This is a genomic window from Pseudomonas sp. SCB32 (assembly GCF_009189165.1).
Classification (GTDB): Bacteria; Pseudomonadota; Gammaproteobacteria; order Pseudomonadales; family Pseudomonadaceae; genus Pseudomonas.
On the sequence record NZ_CP045118.1, the window covers coordinates 835,847 to 854,886 of the forward strand.

The window sequence follows — 19,040 nt, forward strand, 5'->3', positions numbered from 1 at the left end:
CCAGAAGCGGACGGCACTGTGCTGAAACGATTGCGCTGGCCGGACGGGCTGCGTCCGCCAGTCTGCGGGTATCATGGTGGTCCTGATGAAAGCCGAAGGCCCGTCGATGGAAATCCCCAGTCTGACCACCGAGCGCCTGCTGCTGCGGCCCTGGCGCACCGCCGATCTGCCGGCATTCGCCGCGCTGAACGCCGACGCCGAGGTGATGCGCTATTTCCCCGCCTGCATGAGCCGCGAGGACAGCGATCTGCTGGCCGCGCGCATCCTGCTGCACTTCGACGAGCACGGCTTCGGCCAGTGGATCGTCGAACGCCGCGAGGACGGTGCCTTCATCGGCGTGCTCGGCCTGCAGAAGGTGTCCTTCGAGGCGAGCTTCACCCCGGCGGTGGAAATCGGCTGGCGCTTCAATGCTGCCTATTGGCGCCGGGGGTACGCGCTGGAAGCGGCGCGCGCGGTGCTGGCGTTCGCCTTCGACTCGCTGAAGCTGGCGGAGGTGGTGGCCTTCACCGTGCCGGCCAACCTGCCGTCCCAGGGATTGATGCAGCGCCTGGGCATGCGCCGGGACGAGGCCGGTGACTTCGAACACCCACGTCTGCCGGAAGGCCACGCATTGCGCCAGCACGTGCTGTACCGGATCAACCGGGAGGCGCGGGCATGACTCCCGCCGACGGTGTGCGCGCCTACCATGCGTTGAGCTGCCACCGCCCGGAGTGCTTCGCTCCCGGTCCCGGCCAGCTCGACTGGGCGACCCAACCGGCGCCATTCCGCCGCTATGCCGGCGCTCGTCTCGTCGAGTTGCTGCATCGGCCGCAGGAAGAGTCGCCGGGTTACGACGAGGTGTTCGTCGGGCCCATCGGCCAGCCGACGCCGCTAAGTCTGCACAGTGTTTCGCAGCTGCTCTACGACAGCCTGGCGCTGTCTGCCTGGAAAGAGGCAGGTGGCAACCGCTGGGCGCTGCGGGTCAATCCGTCGAGCGGTAACCTGCATCCCACCGAGGCCTATCTGCTGCTGCCGGCCGGGGCTGTGGATAACGCGGCGCTGTTGGCGCACTACAGCGCTGACGAGCATGGGCTGGAGGTGTGCGCCGAGCTGGCCGTACCGCTGGCAGATCAGCTGAATGACGTGTTGCCCACTGGCGGTTTCCTGCTGGCGCTGGCCAGCATTCCCTGGCGCGAGGCGTGGAAGTACGGCGAGCGTGCCTACCGTTACTGCAATCACGACCTCGGCCATGCGCTGGCCTGCCTGGGCATTGCTGCGGCCATTCAGGGGTGGGAAGTGCGTCTGCTGCGCGGTGTTGCCGAGGCGCGGCTGGATGCCGTGTTCGGCCTCGACCGCGAGGGTTTCAACGAGCGCGAATGCGTGGACGTGCTGCTCTGGATCGGTCCGCCGCAGGCTGCCGAATTCCCGCTGCCGGATACGCTGCTCAAGGGGCTCGCGGAACTGCCGCTGAGTGGCGCGCCCAATCGTTTGTCGCGGGATTATCGCCACTGGCCGGAGCTGGAGCGGGTGCATGGGCTCTGTCGTGCCCCAGTGCTGCCTGCCGCGGCTAGCTGGGCTCCCGCGTTCGCGGGAGTGACGAGGGGGGAGAGTCCTCATCTTCGTGAAGTCGAAAGCTCCACTTCAGCGCCCGTTTCGGGCGAGGGGCCAGACCGTCATTCCCGCGATCGCGGGACCGCGGCTTCATCGCGGAACAGCGCTGGCCCGAAGGGGGATAATCCGGAAAACAGCAGAACTCCGGAACAGCCGGCCAACCCCGGCCTGCCACTGCGCCCGATCCTCCACCGCCGGCGTAGCGCGCAGTCCATGGATGGCCGCAGCGGCATCCACGCCGAACTGCTCTACGCCTGGTTGCGCCGCCTGATGCCGGAACAGTCGCCCGTGCCATTCGCCTGCACCGGCGAGCCGGCGCGCATCGACCTGCTGCTGTTCGTCCACCGCGTCCAGGACCTGGCGCCGGGGCTCTACTGGCTGGGGCGCAGCGGTCGGCAACCGGGAGGATTGCGCGATGACTTCCAGTGGCAGCCGGTCATCGAGTCGGGGCTGCCGCTGTACCGCCTGCTGCAAGGCGATGCGCGCGGCCTGTCGGCCTTCCTCTCCTGCGGGCAGGACATCGCCAGCGACGGCTGCGTGGCCTTCGCCATGCTGGCCGACCTCGATGCCGCGCTCACCAAAGGCGCCTGGACCTATCCGCGCCTGTACTGGGAATGCGGGCAGATCGGCCAGTTGCTGTACCTGGAGGCCGAGGCGGCGGGGATTTCGGGCACCGGCATCGGCTGCTACTTCGACCCGATGGTGGAGGAATTGCTCGGCGACGGACCGGACCGCCCGGTCAGCCTCTATCATTTCACCATCGGCCGCGCGGTATGGGACACTCGCCTGACCAGTCTCCCCGCCTACCCGGCGCCGCGTCGTCACCCATTCGAGCTGTAGAGTCTTTCGAGGAAAGCGCATGACCCAGATCCTGGACAACCTGGTGGCTCTGTTGAGCCTGGAACCCATCGAGGAGAACCTGTTTCGCGGTACGAGCCAGGACCTCGGGTTCCGCCAGCTGTATGGCGGGCAGGTACTCGGCCAGGCGCTGTCGGCGGCCAGCCAGACGGTGGACCCGGCGCGTCACGTGCATTCGATGCACGGCTACTTCCTGCGTCCGGGGGATGCCAGCAAGCCGGTCGTTTATCAGGTCGATCGTGTGCGCGACGGCGGCACCTTCAGCACGCGCCGCGTCACCGCGATCCAGAAGGGCCAGCCGATCTTCGCCCTGAGCACCTCGTTCCAGACCGACGAGGGCGGCTTCGAGCACCAGATCGCCATGCCCGACGTGGTCGGCCCGGAAAACCTGCCCACGGACACCGAGCTCAAGCGGCGCAGCGCCGAGCAGTTCCCCGAGCTGATCCGCGACAAGCTGCTGTACCCCAAGCCCATCGAGATCCGCCCGGTCACCCAGAACGACCCCTACGATCCGCTGGTCGGCGAGCCGATCAAGTACCTCTGGCTGCGCGCCGACGGCAAGCTGCCGGACGTGCCGGCGCTGCACAAGTACATCCTCGCCTACGCCTCGGACTTCGGTTTCCTCACCACCTCGCTGCTGCCCCACGGTCGCTCGGTGTGGCAGAAGGACATGCAGGTCGCCACCATCGACCATTCCGTGTGGTTCCATCGCGACCTGCGCGCGGACGAGTGGCTGCTCTACGCCATCGACAGTCCCTGGGCCGGCAATGGCCGTGGCTTCGTGCGTGGCAGCGTGTTCAACCGTGACGGCCAGTTGGTGGCTTCGGCGACCCAGGAAGGCCTGATCCGCCACCGCGAGGACTGGTCGTGAAACTCGACGAAATCCGCCACTGGGTGTTCGACATGGACGGCACCCTGACCCTGGCGGTGCACGACTTCCCGGCGATCAAACGGGCCCTGGGCATTCCCCTGGAGCACGACATCCTTTCCCACCTGGCGGCACTGCCGGAGGACGAGGCGGCCGCCAAGCACGCCTGGTTGCTGGAGCACGAGCGCGAGCTGGCCGTGGCGTCGACCGCCGCGCCCGGCGCGGTGGCGCTGGTGCGCGCGCTGCACGGCGCGGGCTATCGACTCGGCATCCTGACCCGCAATGCCCATGAGCTGGCGCTGATTACCCTGGACGCCATCGGTGTTGGCGACTGCTTCCTCACCGAGGACGTCCTCGGCCGTGGCGAGGCTGATCCCAAGCCCAGCCCGGACGGCCTGCTGCGTCTGGCGGCGCGCTGGGACGTGGCGCCGCAGCGGATGCTGATGGTCGGTGACTACCGCTTCGACCTCGACTGCGCCCGCGCGGCTGGCGCACACAGTGCGCTGGTCAACCTGGCCGACAACCCCTGGCCGGAGCTGACCGACTGGCACGCGCAGGATTGCGCGGAGCTGGGGCGGATGGCCGGGCTTCTGGTTTAGGTCCGCTGCCGGGCGGGTTCGCGAGCAAGCTCGCTCCTACAGGATCTGGCTCGCGCTGATCGATCGGGTCACGCCGGGCTGCTCGTCGTAGGACCGAGGGGGCGCCTAGCCCATGGGCGCGAATCGCGGTCATAGCCCGCTCCTACGGTGTTCGGGAGCGTCGAACCGTAGGATGGGTGGAGCCCTGGCGATACCCATGCGGTCGATACAGGGGCTGATGGGTATCGCTTCGCTCCACGCCATCCTACAAAAGCACAGAAGCGCTGGGGTCTTCGGAAGGCCTTACAGCTCCGGCGTCCAGGTCACCGCCAGCAGTGCGGTGCGGCCTGGTTCGCGGTACGGGTGTGCTTCGCCCATGTAGTCCGTCGGACTGGTCGGGCGCAGGTAGTCGCCCAGGGCGTAGTCGCGGTCCAGCGCGTTATCGAGCTTCAGGTCGAAGCGCAGTTCGTCGCTGGCCAGCCAACTGGTGCGCAGGTCGAGCACGCCGTAGCCGCCGAGTTCGCGGGTGTTGGCCGCGTCGTCGTAGCGCTGGCTGACCGCGCGCCAGGAGCCGCCGACGCCGTAGGCGCCGAACTGCCGGTCGAGGTCCAGGCTCAGGGTGCGACGGGCGCGGGTCGGCAGGGTGTGGCCGGTGTCGCGGTCACGCGGGTCGATCAGGCTCAGGCCCAGGTTGGCCTGCCAGCCCAGCACCTTGCGGGCGACGCTGGCCTCGAAGCCGTCGATGCGCGCCTTGGCGATGTTCTCCGGCTGGTTGCTGGTGCTGTCCCAGGCGATCAGGTTGTCGACCTCGGTGCGGTACAGCGAGGTCTCCAGGTGGGTCCCGGAGAAGTCGCCACGCCATTGCAGCTCATAGGTCTTCGAGGTCTCGGCCTTGAGGTTGGGGTTGCCGGCGCCGGGGTAGTAGAGGTCGCTGAAGGTCGGCGCGCGGAAGCCTTCGCCGTAGCTGGCGATCCAGCTCTGGTTGTCGCCCACCGGCAGGCTGAAGGCGGCGTTCCAGCTGTTCTGGGTGCCGTAGACCTGGTTGTCGTCGTGGCGCAGGCCCAGTTCGGTGCCGAAGGATTCGCCCTTGAAGCTGTGCTGGACGAAGAAGGCGTGGTTCTCGCGCCGGTCCTGGTCGGGCGCGGAGCTGCCTTCCACCCGGTCTTCGTACCAGTCGGTGCCGAGGGCGAGCTGGTTGGCGGCGTCCAGTTGCAGGCGGTTGATCCAGCCCGCCGAGTAGCGGGTGGTTTCCAGGGTGCCGTTGTTCCAGCTGTCGGCGGCGCCCAGAGCCTTGTTGCGGTCGAAGCTGCGGCCCAGTTCCAGGCGGCTGTTCCAGATGTCATTGAGCTGGCCGTCGAGGAAGCCGCTGTAGCTGCTGACGCGGAATTCGTCGCGGGGCGAGCCCGGGTCGAAGTTGTAGGCGTCGTCGTACTCGTTCTTGCCGCGCTGGTCGTTGAGGTTCAGGCCGGCCTTCCAGTCCTCGTTGAAACGGTGGTCGAGGTTCAGGTGCACGGCCTTGTTGCGCTGGGCATCGTGGTCGCTGTCGGCGCCGACCTTGTCGGTGGTGCGGTCCCAGCCGGCGCTCTCGTCGAGGCTACCACCCAGGCTGTAGGTGGTGCGCTCGTCGCCGCCGGACAGGTTCATGCTGCGCTCGACAGTGCCGTAGCTGCCGGCCGCCAGGCGCACTTCCGGGTGCAGTCCGGCTTCGCCGCGGCGGGTGAAGATCTGGATCACGCCGCCGATGGCGTCGGCGCCGTACAGCGAGGAACGCGGGCCACGGGTCACTTCCACGCGCTCGATATTGTCGATGCTCAGGTAGTCCAGGCGGGCGATGCCGGTGCTGGCCGAGGCGATGCGCTGGCCGTCGACCAGCACCAGGGTCTGCGCGGTGCTGGTGCCGCGCACGGAGTAGGAGATCACGCCGCCGGAGCTGCCGATCTGTACACCGGGCACGCGCTTGAGCAGCTCGGGCACGCTGCGCACCTGCAGGCGCTCGATGTCCTGGCGGGTGAACACGCTGTTGGCGGAGGTGGCCTGGGCGCGCGGCTGGACCTGGCGACCGGAGGTGATCACCAGCGCGGGCATGGCGTAGATGTCACCGCTCGGAACGCTGGCATCGGCGAAGGCCAGGCCGGGCAGGAGGCCGGTGGCCAGGGCGAGTCGGGTCAGTTTCATGGAACGTCCTCAAAAGCGGTCGGATGACTTTCGAGGAGGGCGTGGCAAGGGCGGCAGGCCGCACTTGACGGTGCGGCCCTCCGCAACACCAGTCGGGGCGTACGAGGGCGGTCTCCGGGCTGCCGACGCTCACGTCTGCGGCCTTCCCATGCGGATGCACAGTGGCGGTTCACAGCGCGGCAGGCCAGGGCCTGCGGTCGGTTACCGTTGCGGGGGCAGCGCAGGTCTTTCACCTGCTTCCCGTTACCTCGAACGAAAACGGGCGCACCTTAGTGGGTGCGCCCGTCGCTGGCAATACTCCGGGAGAGGCATGCGCTCAGCGGTTGCCGAGCGCCTCCAGGCGAGCGCCCACCGAGCGTTCGATGCCGGCAGCGTCAAGACCGCACTCGGCGAGCATCTGCGCCGGCTTGGCGTGCTCCACGTAGTAGTCCGGCAGGCCCAGGTGCAGGACCGGCTGCAGGATGTTCTCGCGGGCGAGGAATTCGCTGACGGCGGCGCCGGCGCCACCCATCACCGAGTTTTCCTCGAGGGTCACCAGCAGTTCGTGGCTGGCCGCCAGCTGGCGCACCAGTTCCTCGTCCAGCGGCTTGACGAAGCGCATGTCGGCGACGGTCGCGTCGAACTGCTCCGCCACTTTCAGTGCCTCGGCCAGCTGCACGCCGAACACCAGGAAGGCGACCTTGCCGGCCTTGCCTTCGCGGCGCACCACGCCTTTGCCGATTTCCACCGGCTCCAGCGCCTGTTCGATGGGCGCGTTGGGGCCGGTGCCGCGCGGGTAGCGCACCGCCGCCGGGCCTTCGAAGTGATGGCCGGTGGTGAGCAGCTTGCGCAGTTCATTCTCGTCGCTGGGGGTCATCACCAGCATGCCAGGGATGCAGCGCAGGTAGGAGAGGTCGAAGCTGCCGGCGTGGGTCGGGCCGTCTTCGCCGACGAGACCTGCCCGGTCGATGGCGAACAGAACGTCGAGGTTCTGCACCGCGACGTCGTGGATCAGTTGGTCGTAGCCGCGCTGCAGGAAGGTGGAGTAGATCGCCACCACCGGCTTTGCGCCGTCGCAGGCCATGCCGGCCGCCAGGGTCACGGCGTGCTGCTCGGCGATGGCGACGTCGAAGTAGCGGTCCGGGAACTTGTCGGCGAAGGCCACCAGGTCCGAACCTTCCTTCATCGCCGGGGTAATGCCGACCAGGCGCGGGTCCTGCGCTGCCATGTCGCACAGCCACTGGCCGAACACGCTGGAGTACTTGGGCCCGGAGGGCTTCTTCGGTTCCGCCGGGGCCTTGATCGGCTCCAGCTTGGTGATGGCGTGGTAGCCGATCGGGTCGACCTCGGCCGGGCCGAAGCCCTTGCCCTTCTTGGTGACCACGTGGAGGAACTGCGGGCCGTCCAGGTCACGCATGTTGCGCAGGGTGGCGATCAGGGTCGGCAGGTCGTGGCCGTCGATGGGGCCGACGTAGTTCCAGCCCAGCTCCTCGAACAGGGTGCCGGGGACCAGCATGCCCTTGGCATGTTCCTCGACCTTGCGCGCGATCTCCCAGGCGCCGGGCAGGCGCGAGAGGATCTTCTTGCTGCCCTCGCGCATGCTCGAATAGGTGCGGCTGGAGATGATCTTGGCCAGGTAGTTGGACAGGCCGCCGACGTTCTTGGAGATCGACATGTCGTTGTCGTTGAGGACTACCAGCATGTTGGCCTTCACGTCCGACGCGTGGTTGAGCGCCTCGAAGGCCATGCCTGCGGTCAACGCGCCATCGCCGATCACCGCCACCGACTTGCGGCCCGAACCCTGCATGCGCGCGGCGATGGCCATGCCCAGGGCGGCGCTGATGGAGGTGCTGGAGTGGCCGACGCCGAAGGTGTCGTACTCGCTCTCCGAGCGACGCGGGAAGGCGGCCAGGCCGTCCTTCTGGCGCAGCGTGCCCATGCGCTCGCGGCGACCGGTGAGGATCTTGTGCGGGTAGGCCTGGTGGCCGACGTCCCACACCAGACGGTCGTCCGGGGTGTCGAAGACGTAGTGCAAGGCGACCGTCAGCTCGATCACGCCGAGCCCGGCGCCAAAGTGGCCGCCGGTCTGGCCGACGCTGTACAGCAGGTACTGGCGCAGTTCGTCAGCGAGGGTCAGCAGCTCCGTCTCGCCCAGCCGACGCAGTTCGACCGGCGTGCTGGCGCGGTCGAGCAGGGGCGTGGCGGGGCGCTCGCGGGGAATCTCGTGGAACGTCGTGGGCATCAGGCTGATCGTTATGAGAAGGCAAAAGATGCGGGAGTTTACCTGATGCTCTGGATTGGCCCAAGCAACGTGGGGCCAATCCTTCGGACGACCGGATAGTCGGGATTTGGCGCGGGTGTCGGGCGCTACGCGGACGCGGCCTGGACGGACGCTGCCGTGTTGCGGGGTGAAAGCGGTCTGGCGGGAGAAGGAGAGGTACTTGCGGCGGAAAGCCGCACAGCGGACCTCGCGAGGAGGCCCGCCGTACAACAGGGGGTTACACCACGACGTGCTGGACGGTCAGCTCGTCGAGTTTCACCGGGTGGAAGTCGGCCGGAGCGTAGTACGAGACAGACGATACCGACGCGTTGGCGTTGGTGGCGAAGCCATTACCTGCCAGCGGCAGCTCATGGGTAGCGATTTCCAACACATTGCTCAGCGACGGCAGCGATGCCTTGCCGGCGGAGGCGCTCTGGACGCTGGAGCTGTCGTCGTGAGAGGACGCGCTCAGGCCACTCAGATCCAGTTCCATGCCATGGCTGGGCAGGAAAGAGCCTTTCGAGGTGCTGACGTCGTCGGTCCAGGCGCGGTCGATGGTCAGGCGGAACGCGGCACTGCTCTCCTGGCCCTGGCTGATGTGGAAGTCATAGGCGCCGTCCTTGAGCGGGGCGTAGGGGGTGAATTCCCAGGTGCCGTTCTGCTGGACGAGGGCCTTGCCCACCTCGAAGCTGCCGCCAGCGACAGGCTTGCCGTCGGCACCGATCATTTCGGCGACGATGCTGACCAGCGTGTTGGGGGTGGCGGTGCCGTGGAAGACCGGACGGATGTCGTCGGTGGTGGCGCCGCTGGCCAGCTCGCCCGTGACCGGACCGGCATGGTCGGTGGCGGCGAAGGTCATGGCCTTGGAGGTCGGCTGCTCCGGTTGCTCTGGCTGTTGAGGCTGTTCCGGTTGAGTCGGTTGCTCAGGAACAGGCTGTTCAGGCTGTTGCGGCTGGTCGGTCGGCTCGGTGCCGTCGGTCCAGGCGCGATCGATGGTCAGGCGGAACGCGGCACTGCTCTCCTGGCCCTGGCTGATGTGGAAGTCATAGGCGCCGTCCTTGAGCGGGGCATAGGGGGTGAATTCCCAGGTGCCGTTCTGCTGGACGAGGGCCTTGCCCACCTCGAAGCTGCCGCCGGCGACAGGCTTGCCGTCGGCACCGATCATTTCGGCGACGATGCTGACCAGCGTGTTGGGGGTGGCGGTGCCGTGGAAGACCGGGCGGATGTCGTCGGTGGTGGCACCGCTGGCCAGCTCGCCCGTGACCGGACCGGCATGGTCGGTGGCGGCGAAGGTCATGGCCGGCGCGGTAGTCGCTTTCAGCAGACCATTGCCGAGCAAGCCTCTGGACGCATAGCTCGACTGCGGTGTGGTGCTCAGGGGCGATGCATACGAAGTCGACAGTTCGCCGGTGGAAACGGTGCTGCTCACAGTGGTCATGGTCCCGATGGAGTAGTTGCTGCCATACAGGTTGGTGACTTCGACCGGCATGCTGGGGACGACGTAGGCGGGGTATACCTCGACTTGACCGTCATTCAGCAGATCCGGCGCGGAGGAAATATTGCGGTTGTTTCCTATAGCTTTATTCATGGATTGAAATTTCTCTATTGGTGTTTTTCGTTAACAAATCAGCGGGTTGCCAGGTTTGTTGGATTCTTGACGCCGGTGCTCTATGAGTGCGCCTTTATTGCACTGCAGCACTGGGGGGGCGGACGCATCGGGCGCGCTGCGTTACGCGCAGAGCCAGCAATGGTGGGGCCTTCGGTCAAGACCGCCAGGGGTGTCCGGCGGACGGGCACAATCGCCGAATCCTCTGATTCGGACTACGTAGGCCCTACGCTTTGATTTGTGCGAAAAATCTGATCTGCAGGCTGTGCCGTTTTCGTCTTCCGGCACGGTGATAAAGGACAAGCTGTGCAAGGTTCAGCCCTTCACAGTGAAGGGCAATTCGGAAACCTTCTGATGATTCCACGAGACCCAAGGAGAAGCCTGTGGCCCGACTGAGCCTGGAAGAACTACGTAACCTGTCTGAGGCGATACTGCGCCATCATGGATTCACCGAACCCCATGTGCAGGGCGTGACTGACACCGTGATGGCCGGCGAGCGCGATGGTTGTTCGTCCCATGGCGTCTGGCGGCTGCTGGGCTGCATCCACACGGCTCGTGCCGGCAAGGTCTCGCTCGATGCCGTGCCGACGCTGTCGGAGCCCGCGCCGGCGCTGGTGCGCGTCGATGCCAAGGGTGGTTTCTCGCAGTGCGCCTTCGATCTTGGCCTGCCTACGCTGGTGGAGAAGGCGCGCAGCCAGGGCATCGCCGCGATGGCGATCAACCGTTGCGTGCACTTCTCGGCGCTGTGGGTAGAGATCGAGCGGATCACTGCCCACGGCCTGGTGGCGCTGGCAGTCACGCCCGCCCAGGCTTACGTGGCGCCGGCGGGTGGCACGCGGCCGCTGTTCGGCACCAATCCCATCGCTTTTGGCTGGCCCCGTGGGGACAGCGATCCGTACGTCTTCGACTTCGCCACCACGGTCGTGGCGCGTGGGGAAATCCAGCTGCACGAGCGCGAGGGCAAGGCGATTCCGCTGGGGTGGGGTATCGATGCCGAGGGCAACCCCAGTACCGATCCCAGTGCGGTGCTCGCGGGCGCCATGCTGACCTTCGGCGGGCACAAGGGGTCGGCGCTGGCGACCATGGTGGAACTGATCGCCGGGCCCTTGATCGGCGACCTGACCAGCGCCGAATCCTCGGTCTTCGACGCCGGGACGAAGTCCTCGCCTTACCACGGCGAACTGCTGATCGCCATCGACCCCACGCGCTTCCTTGGTGCCGATGCGGCGCAGCACCTGGCGCGGGCGGAGACGCTGTTCGAATCCATCGTCGACATGGGCGCGCGCCTGCCATCGCAACGGCGCTTCGCCGCGCGCAAGCGCAGCCTGGCGGAGGGTGTGGAGATCAGCGATTCGTTGTATGCCGATTTGCGTGGGTTGCTGGAATAACGCGGGGCGCATTCTCTGTAGGAGCGAGCAAGCTCGCTCCTACGAAAAGCCCACGTGCGCGATCCGGCGCAAGTAAAAAATCCCCGGCGCAAGGCCGGGGCTGAGCATCGGCGCGGGACTGGCCGACAGTTCACTCCCGCACCGACGAACCCTCAGCGGGACAGCGGCTCCCGCGTCGTCTCGCCATCCACCAGCCGGGCGATGCCCAGCGGATTGGCGTCCTTCAGCGCATCGGGCAGCAGCGCGTCGGGGTAGTTCTGGTAGCACGCCGGGCGCAGGAAGCGGTCGATGGCCAGGCTGCCCACCGAAGTGCCGCGCGCGTCGGACGTGGCCGGGTAGGGGCCGCCGTGGACCATCGCGTCGCAGACTTCCACGCCGGTCGGGTAGCCGTTGAGCAGCAGGCGGCCGGCCTTGCGTTCCAGCAGTGGTACCAGCGCGGTGAACTGCGCGAGGTCGGCAGGCTCGGCGATCAGGGTCGCGGTGAGCTGGCCGTGCAGGGCCGCCAGGGCGCTGTGCAGTTCGGTCGCGTCGGCGACTTCCACCAGCACGGTGGTCGGGCCGAAGACTTCCTCCTGCAGCAACTCGTCGCCCTCCAGCAGCAAGCGGGCATCCGCCTGGAACAGTTGCGGTCGCGCCTGTCGGCCTTCCTGCGCCTGCCCGGCGAGATGACGCACGCCGGGGTGGGCGTGCAGGCGGGCGAGGCCCTGTTCATAGCTCTTCAGGGTGCCGGCGTTGAGCATGGTCTGCGCCGGGCGCTGGCCGAGTTCGGCGATCAGCTGGGCGGTGAACAGGCTGAAGGCCGGCGAGGCGATGCCGATGACCAGGCCGGGGTTGGTGCAGAACTGGCCGCAGCCGAGCACCACCGAGTCCGCTAGCTCGCGGGCCACTTGCTCGCCGCGCGTCTGCAGGGCGGCCGGCAGGACCAGCACCGGGTTGATGCTGCTCATTTCGGCAAATACCGGGATTGGCTGCGGGCGGGCGGCGGCCAGGTCGCAGAGCGCGCGACCGCCTTTCAACGAACCGGTGAAGCCGACGGCCTGGATCGCCGGGTGCTTCACCAGCGCTTCGCCGACGCCACCGCCGTAGATCATGTTGAACACCCCGGCCGGCATCCCGGTGGTTTCGGCCGCGCGAAGAATCGCTTCGGCCACCCGCTCGGCGGTGGCCATATGGCCGCTGTGGGCTTTCACCACCACCGGGCAGCCGGCCGCCAGCGCGGCGGCGGTATCGCCGCCGGCGGTGGAGAAGGCCAGGGGGAAGTTGCTGGCGCCGAACACCGCCACCGGGCCGACGCCGGTGCGGTACTGGCGCAGGTCCGGGCGTGGCAGCGGCTGGCGCTGGGGCTGCGCGCGGTCGATGCGGGCGCCGAGGAAGTCGCCACGGCGCAGTACCTTGGCGAACAGGCGCATCTGGTTCGCGGTGCGGCCGCGTTCACCCTGGATGCGCGCGGCGGGCAGGGCGGTTTCGCGGCAGACGGTGGCGACGAAGTCGTCCCCCAGCGCTTCCAGTTCATTGGCGATTGCGTCGAGGAATGCGGCGCGGCGTTCGGCGGGCAGTCGGCTGTAAATCGGGAAGGCGGCTTCGGCGGCGAGGGCGGCGGCGTCCACCTCATCCGGGGTGGCCTGGAGGAATTCGCGGGGCAGGGCTTCTCCGGTGCTGGCGTCGAGGCTCTGCAGGCGGATGCTGCCGGTGCCGACGCGCTGGCCGGCGATGAAGTTCTGGGCGGTCATGGTCGGGCTCTCTGGTGGAAAGAGGGAGGCGAGGAGCACGAGCCCCTCACCCCAGCCCTCTCCCTTAGGGAGAGGGGGAGGCAATCGCCGCTCAGAGTCCCACGTCAGGCAGCTTTGGCCGGGTGGCCAGGGCCTTGGCCATGATCCGCTCGACGTGCTCGCGGTCGGCCCCTTGCAGCGCCAGGCGCGGCGGGCGGGTGAGGGCAGTGCCGCGGCCGGCGATCTCTTCGCAGAGCTTGATGCACTGCACCAGGTCCGGACGGGCGTCGAGGTGGAGGATCGGCATCAGCCATTCGTAGATCGGCATGGCTTCTTCGAAGCGGCCGGCCTTGCACAGGCGGAAGATGGTCTCGCCTTCCTGCGGGAAGACGTTGGACATGCCGGAGATCCAGCCCTCGGCGCCCACCGCGATGCTCTCCAGCACCACGTCGTCGAGGCCGGCGAAGAGGATGAAGCGGTCGCCCACTTCATTGCGCACGTCGATGAAGCGGCGGGTGTCGCCGGAGCTGTCCTTGAAGCAGACGATGTTCTCGCAGTCGGCCAGGGAGATGAGGATGTCCGGGGTGACGTCGTTCTTGTAGATCGGCGGGTTGTTGTAGACCATCACCGGCAGGTCGGTGCTGGTGGCCACGCTGCGGAAGTGCGCGGCGGTCTCGTGGGGCTTGGAGGAGTAGACCAGCGCAGGCATGACCATGAGGCCGTCGACGCCGACCTTCTGCACCGCCTTGGCTACCTGGGAGGCGCCATGGCTGGTGAACTCGGCGATGCCGCAGATCACCGGCACGCGGCCGCCGGAGGCGTCCTTGGCGACCTCGGTGACGGCCATCTTCTCCTCGATGGTCAGCGAGGTGTTCTCACCCACGCTGCCGCATACCACCAGCCCGGATACACCATCGCGCACCAGGTTGGAAATCACCTTGTGGGTGGCTTCCAGGTTGACCGAGAAATCGTCGTTGAACTGGGTGGTTACCGCGGGGAATACACCGCTCCAATTGACCTTCTTGCTCATGTTGCCTCCAATTGTATTTCGTATACGAAATGACCGGGGGATTTCCGCTGCATTTCGTGGTTCGACCCGCTGCGCGAGCCTGTTGGGTGCCGCTACGCGGCGAAATGGGTTGGAATCAGTAGCCGTTGGGCCAGGTATCGGAGAGCCGGTAGCCTTCGGGCCACGGATCGTCCGGGTCGAGCAGGTGCTGGTGGGTGCCGGTGATCCAGGCACGCCCGGCAATGCGCGGGTGGATGGCGGGCTTGCCGCCGACGTCGGTGAGGCCGTCGATGCGGCAGTGGAACTGCGAACCGATGATCGAGTGGCCGACGAAGCGTTCGCCGTCCTTCAGCTGACCCTTGGCATGCAGCACCGCCATGCGCGCCGAGCAGCCGGTGCCGCAGGGCGAGCGGTCGATCTTGCCGGGGCGGATGACCACCGCGTTGCGGCCGTGCAGCACGCCGTCGATGCGCTCCACCGGGGCGGCCAGCTGGCAGAAGGAGATGTGCGCCCAGTCGTGGTTTTCCGGGTGCTTGAAGCCCAACTGCTGGTTCGCCGCATGGGTGATCTTCAGTCCGGTGGCGACCAGGTCGGCGGCTTCCGAGGCATGCAGGGTGAAGCCCAGGGCATGGGCGTCGGCGATGACGAAACTGTCGCCGCCGTAGGCGGTATCGACTTGCAGCGAGCCGATGCCTTCCACCTCGATCCAGGCGTCGAGTTTGTCGGCGAAGGAGGGCAGGTTGCGCACTTCCACGCGCTGCACCTTGCCGTCCTTGCAGTCGGCCACGGCTTCGATCAGACCGCCGGGAGCTTCCAGGGTCAGGCGGGTCTGCGGTTCCTGCATCGGCAGGATGCCGCTGTCGAGCAGCACTGTGCTCACGCACAGCGAGTTGGAGCCGGACATCGGCGGGGTGTCCGCCGGCTCCATGATGATCCAGGCCATCTGCGCGCGCGGGTCCTTCGCCGGGACCAGCAGGTTCACGTGGCGGAACACGCCGCCGCGCGGCTCGTTGAGGACGAAGTTGCGCAACGTGTCGTCGCTGGCGATCCAGCGCGACTGCGCCCACACCGTGTCGCCCGGCGGCGGGGCGACTCCGCCAACGATGACGTCGCCGACTTCGCCTTCGGCGTGGCAGCTGACCACGTGGATGATCTTGCTCGAACGCATGTCTGTCTCCTGTTCCGTGGCGCCGTTACAGCACCGATCTCAAGAAGTCAGCCGTCTCCGGCTGCTGCGGATTGCCGATCACCTGGTCCGGCGCGCCGATCTCGTGGACCAGCCCGTTGCGGAAGAACGCCACGCGGTCGGATACATCGCGGGCGAAGCGGATCTCGTGGGTCACCAGCACCATGGTCATGCCTTCCTCGGCGAGCAGGCGCATGGTGTCGAGCACCTCGCCCACCAGTTGCGGGTCGAGCGCCGAGGTGGCTTCGTCGAACAGCATGTAGTCCGGCGACATGGCCAGCGCGCGGGCAATCGCCATGCGCTGCTGCTGGCCGCCGGAGAGCTTGTTGGGGAATACATTGAGCTTGTCGCCCAGGCCCACGTGCTTGAGCTGCTTCACCGCCATCGCCTCGGCTTCGTCCTTGCTCTGGCCGAGCACCTTGCGCGGGGCCAGCATCACGTTCTCCAGCACGGTGAGGTGGGGGAAGGCATTCCATTGCTGGAAGACGATGCCGATCTTCTGCCGCAGCTTGTTCAGGTCGGTGCCCTTGGCATGCACTTCGGTGCCGTCGACGCGGATGCTGCCCTTCTGGATCGGCTCCAGGCCGTTGATGCACATCAGCAGGGTGGACTTGCCCGAACCCGAGCCGCCGATGATCGAGACCACTTCACCCTTCTTCACGCTCAGGCTCACGCCCTTGACCACTTCGAGGTCGCCGTAGGCTTTGTGCACGTTGTTGATTTCAATCATTTTCCTGCCACCTTCTTTCCAGACGGGTGCCGAGGCGCGCCACCACCCAGCTCATGAGGTAATAGATGACCCCGGCGATGCACAGCACCAGCAAGGGTTCCTGAATGCGCGTGACGATGGTCTGCGACGCGCGCAGCAGCTCGACGATGCCGATCCACATGACCAGCGCGGTGTCCTTCATCACCCCCAGCACCAGGTTCAGCCAGCCGGGGAAGGCCACGCGGGTGGCCAGCGGCAGCACGATGTAGCGCAGGTCCTGCCAGTAGGAGAGACCCAGGGAGCGACTGGCGCGGCGCAGGCTGGGCTGCACGGCGAGGATGCCGCTGCGGACGATCTCGGTGCAGAACGCCGCCGCGTAGATGCCCAGCACCAGGCAGCCGACGGAGAAGGCGCTCCAGTTCAAGCCGATGATGCTTTTCAGCGAGTTGAACAGCACGAACTGGATCAGCAGCGGCACGCTGCGGAACAGGTCGAGGAACCAGCCCAGCGGCAGGCTGGCGCGTGGCAGGGTGGCGCGCAGCCAACCCAGCAGTACGCCGGCCAGGGTGCCGAGGAGCATCGCGGCGACGGTCAGCTTGACGGTGACCCAGGCCCCCTGGAGGAGGAACTGCAGGTCGTTGGCGGTGAAGCTCGTTTCGAACATGCCTTGCCTCCCTTAGTAGCGGAACAGTCGCCAGCCCAGCAGGCGGGCGGCCGCCACGATGACTTTGGCGATCAGGTAATAGAGCACCGCGGCCAGGGCGAAGTACTCGAAGGTGCGGAAGGTGCGCACGTTGAAGTCCTGGGTCACGCCGGTGAGGTCGTTGTTCAGCCCCACCACCACGCCCAGGGAGGTCATCAGCACCGCCCAGACCATCTGGTTGGTGAGCGGGTAGAAGACGATGCGCAGCAGCTGCGGAACGATGATCATCCGGTACGCCTGGAAGGCGCTCATGCCCAGCGAGCGCGCGGCGCGCATCTGGGTATCCGGCACGGCCTTGAGCCCGCCGCGGAAGTTCTCCGCGAGGTATCCGGCGTTGTTGAAGGTGATCCCCGCCAGCAGTGCTACCCAGGAGCTGACATGCAGGCCGAAGGAGCCCAGGCCGAAGTACAGGATGTAGATCTGGAACAGCGACGGGGTGTTGCGCGCAATCGATACCCAGGTGTCGGCGAAGCCGCGCGGGACCGGGTGCGTCATCTGCCGCATGACGGTCAGCAGCAGGGCGATGAGCACCCCCAGGAACATCGACAGGGCGGCGGTTTCCAGCGTCACCCAGGCGCCGCCGAGCATGTCCGGCAGCGCCTTGAACGCGGAGCGCCAGTGGAAGCTGTAGTTGCTGAACATCAGCCTGCCTCCCCACCCAGCCAGGCCGGCACGCCGCCGTCAGCGCGGGCGCTGCAGGCCGCCTCGACGCACGCGGCCAGGCTGCCGAAATGAACCTGGCGGCCAGCGAGGCCAGGGCCGTAGTGGGCGTACTTCGCCGAGTTGGTTATCAGCGTGGTGCAGTGCGGCGGGATGATCGGCTCGCCGAGCATGCACCAGCAGGTGTCGTTGACCAGCAGCGCACCGAAGTCCTGCAGAACCTGCACGTGGCCCGCCGCGCGCGCCTGCTCCTGAACGGCACGACCGAGGGTGATGACCAGCGCGACGTCCGGATGCTTGCGCCGCCCGGCCAGCAGCCTTGCGAGGCTGGCGCATTCGCTGGCGGAGAAGTGCGGGTTGCCCAGGGACACCAGTTGCACGGTCGGCTCGCTGGCGCGGTCCAGCTCGCGCCAGGTGGCGACCAGGTCCGCCGGGGTGACGCGCAGCTGCTGGCGTGGAGCCTGGCCGCCGAGTGCGGTGGCAAGGTCCGGCGCCTCCGGGGTGACGCCGGCGACATGGAACATCGGCGCCGCCGAGGTGGTGGCGAAGGCCGCGCCGAAGGCTTTCAGCGCGTCGCTGTCCGGGGCCAGCGGTTGCAGGCCGTCGACCACCGGGATACGACTGCCGCACAGCGAGCCGATGTAATAGCCCAGCAGCGGGTAGATCGACTCGTCGTGCGTCGCCGGCAGCTCGACATCCACCCGCAGCGTGGCCAGCCGGCCTTCGTCGCGGTGGCTGCCGACGTTCGGCGCGCGGCCGGTGAGGGCGATACAGATGTCGAGGTAATCCGGGTACTTCAGGGTACGCGCGCCAAGCACGCTGTTGGCGTACACCACGGCGTTGGATTCGGCCCAGACCACCTGGTCGCCAAGACCGGGCGCGGTGTCCAGCAGGTAGGGTGCGCAGGTGTAGCTGAGCTGCGCGCCCATTGCCATGTAGGCATCGCCCACCGCGCTGGCGGGCTCGCCGAAGTCTTTGTCGACCCCCAGCTCGCGCCAGCGGCGGTGGTCCACGGAAATCGAATTGAGGGTGGTCGGCACGCGAACCCTGGCACCCCATTCCACCAGCTGGCGAGCGAAACGCAGGCTCGCGGGGCCGGTGTAGATGCAGCCGTCGATGTGCGCCTGGGTCACGTCCAGCAGGTCCTTGGCGCCCTGCAGCGCGGCCATGCGCAGGAGGATCTGCATGGCGGCCTGGGCGGCCTTGCCATGCGCGCCGTCGAGCAGCGCGCGGTCGTCGGCGTCCAGCGCCAGGCCCGCGGGCAGCGGCCCGGAATCGCTGGCCATCACGCCCCGCCAGCCATCGGCGGGGCGCTGTGGATGAAGCGTTACCCGACCGTCTTCGATGCGCGCCCAGACGCCGCCGGCAAGCCGCTCGAACCCCTCGCGCCCCAGGCACAGCACCGGGATCGCGCGGCCGAACAGCACCTGCGCCACCAGTACGCCGAGGGTGAGGATTTCGTCCGGCTCGGCCAGCAGCAGGGCCGCTGGCGCGTGGCCGTTGAGCAGCATTTCCAGCATCACGCTGCTGCCGGTGCAGGAGCCGCGTCCGCTGGGGATCGCCAGCACCCGGCCGGGCAGCAGGCCGCCGCTGAGCGGGTGGTGGCGGTCGATGACCTCGCCGGTGTAGGGATCGACGCCCCCCCACAGGCTCAGCCCCGTCCCCGCGTACAACAGCGCCCCTTCGGCGCTGCCGCCCATCAGGACGCGGCCGGTGAGGGCCACGTCCGCAACGTCTGATGTGTGCATCGAAGACATCATCG

At 67.5% G+C, this 19,040-nt stretch carries 15 protein-coding genes and 1 riboswitch; of the genes, 5 read left to right on the plus strand and 10 right to left on the minus strand.

Going from position 1 to position 19,040, the window contains the following annotated elements; all coding sequences use genetic code 11:
- Window positions 1–106: 106 nt before the first annotated feature.
- From GA645_RS04055 to GA645_RS04070, 4 genes are read left to right on the plus strand one after another with little or no spacing between them, the layout of a single operon-like run.
- On the plus strand, window positions 107–658 hold the full coding sequence (locus GA645_RS04055) for a GNAT family N-acetyltransferase (protein WP_152227888.1): 552 nt from the start codon (window positions 107–109) through the stop codon (window positions 656–658).
- Window positions 655–2,430, plus strand: a complete 1,776-nt coding sequence (locus tag GA645_RS04060) for a nitroreductase family protein (RefSeq protein WP_152220186.1) — start codon at window positions 655–657, stop codon at window positions 2,428–2,430. The genes GA645_RS04055 and GA645_RS04060 overlap by 4 nt, the downstream gene beginning before the upstream one ends.
- A gap of 19 nt (window positions 2,431–2,449) precedes the next feature.
- Window positions 2,450–3,319, plus strand: a complete 870-nt coding sequence (gene tesB, locus GA645_RS04065) for an acyl-CoA thioesterase II (protein ID WP_152220188.1) — start codon at window positions 2,450–2,452, stop codon at window positions 3,317–3,319.
- Complete coding sequence (locus GA645_RS04070; RefSeq protein WP_152220190.1) at window positions 3,316–3,915, plus strand: HAD family hydrolase; 600 nt, start codon at window positions 3,316–3,318, stop codon at window positions 3,913–3,915. The genes tesB and GA645_RS04070 overlap by 4 nt, the downstream gene beginning before the upstream one ends.
- Window positions 3,916–4,197: 282 nt before the next feature.
- On the opposite strand, the gene GA645_RS04075 is transcribed toward GA645_RS04070, so the two are convergent.
- The 3 genes from GA645_RS04075 to GA645_RS04085 all read right to left on the minus strand — a co-directional run bounded on the left by GA645_RS04075 (window position 4,198) and on the right by GA645_RS04085 (window position 9,896).
- On the minus strand, window positions 4,198–6,069 hold the full coding sequence (locus GA645_RS04075; protein WP_152220192.1) for a TonB-dependent receptor domain-containing protein: 1,872 nt from the start codon (window positions 6,067–6,069) through the stop codon (window positions 4,198–4,200).
- Window positions 6,070–6,156: 87 nt separating this feature from the next.
- A riboswitch (cobalamin riboswitch) is annotated at window positions 6,157–6,356 on the minus strand.
- Between the two features lie 29 nt (window positions 6,357–6,385).
- Complete coding sequence (dxs, locus tag GA645_RS04080; RefSeq protein WP_152220194.1) at window positions 6,386–8,290, minus strand: 1-deoxy-D-xylulose-5-phosphate synthase; 1,905 nt, start codon at window positions 8,288–8,290, stop codon at window positions 6,386–6,388.
- A 256-nt stretch (window positions 8,291–8,546) separates the two neighbouring features.
- Complete coding sequence (locus GA645_RS04085; RefSeq protein WP_152220196.1) at window positions 8,547–9,896, minus strand: Ig-like domain-containing protein; 1,350 nt, start codon at window positions 9,894–9,896, stop codon at window positions 8,547–8,549.
- 401 nt (window positions 9,897–10,297) lie between these two features.
- On the opposite strand from GA645_RS04085, the gene GA645_RS04090 reads away from it, so the two are divergent.
- Window positions 10,298–11,302, plus strand: coding sequence for an Ldh family oxidoreductase (locus GA645_RS04090; protein WP_152220198.1), 1,005 nt, complete (start codon window positions 10,298–10,300; stop codon window positions 11,300–11,302).
- A gap of 152 nt (window positions 11,303–11,454) precedes the next feature.
- On the opposite strand, the gene GA645_RS04095 is transcribed toward GA645_RS04090, so the two are convergent.
- From GA645_RS04095 to GA645_RS04125, 7 genes are all read right to left on the minus strand, one after another.
- The gene (locus GA645_RS04095; RefSeq protein ID WP_152220200.1) at window positions 11,455–13,032 is read right to left on the minus strand and encodes an aldehyde dehydrogenase (NADP(+)); all 1,578 of its coding nucleotides are present in this window, start codon (window positions 13,030–13,032) and stop codon (window positions 11,455–11,457) included.
- Between the two features lie 91 nt (window positions 13,033–13,123).
- Window positions 13,124–14,041: a dihydrodipicolinate synthase family protein gene (locus tag GA645_RS04100; RefSeq protein WP_152220202.1), complete on the minus strand. Its 918-nt coding sequence runs from the start codon at window positions 14,039–14,041 to the stop codon at window positions 13,124–13,126.
- A 115-nt stretch (window positions 14,042–14,156) separates the two neighbouring features.
- Window positions 14,157–15,188, minus strand: coding sequence for a proline racemase family protein (locus GA645_RS04105; RefSeq protein ID WP_152220204.1), 1,032 nt, complete (start codon window positions 15,186–15,188; stop codon window positions 14,157–14,159).
- A 25-nt stretch (window positions 15,189–15,213) separates the two neighbouring features.
- Complete coding sequence (locus GA645_RS04110) at window positions 15,214–15,936, minus strand: amino acid ABC transporter ATP-binding protein (protein WP_152220206.1); 723 nt, start codon at window positions 15,934–15,936, stop codon at window positions 15,214–15,216.
- On the minus strand, window positions 15,929–16,579 hold the full coding sequence (locus GA645_RS04115) for an amino acid ABC transporter permease (RefSeq protein ID WP_152220208.1): 651 nt from the start codon (window positions 16,577–16,579) through the stop codon (window positions 15,929–15,931). The genes GA645_RS04110 and GA645_RS04115 overlap by 8 nt, the downstream gene beginning before the upstream one ends.
- A 12-nt stretch (window positions 16,580–16,591) precedes the next feature.
- Entirely contained in the window at window positions 16,592–17,260 is a 669-nt protein-coding gene (locus tag GA645_RS04120; protein ID WP_152220209.1) for an amino acid ABC transporter permease, read from the minus strand.
- The gene (locus GA645_RS04125; RefSeq protein WP_256676059.1) at window positions 17,260–19,026 is read right to left on the minus strand and encodes an aconitase X; all 1,767 of its coding nucleotides are present in this window, start codon (window positions 19,024–19,026) and stop codon (window positions 17,260–17,262) included. Before GA645_RS04125 ends, GA645_RS04120 begins: the two co-directional genes overlap by 1 nt.
- Between the last annotated feature and the right edge of the window lie 14 nt (window positions 19,027–19,040).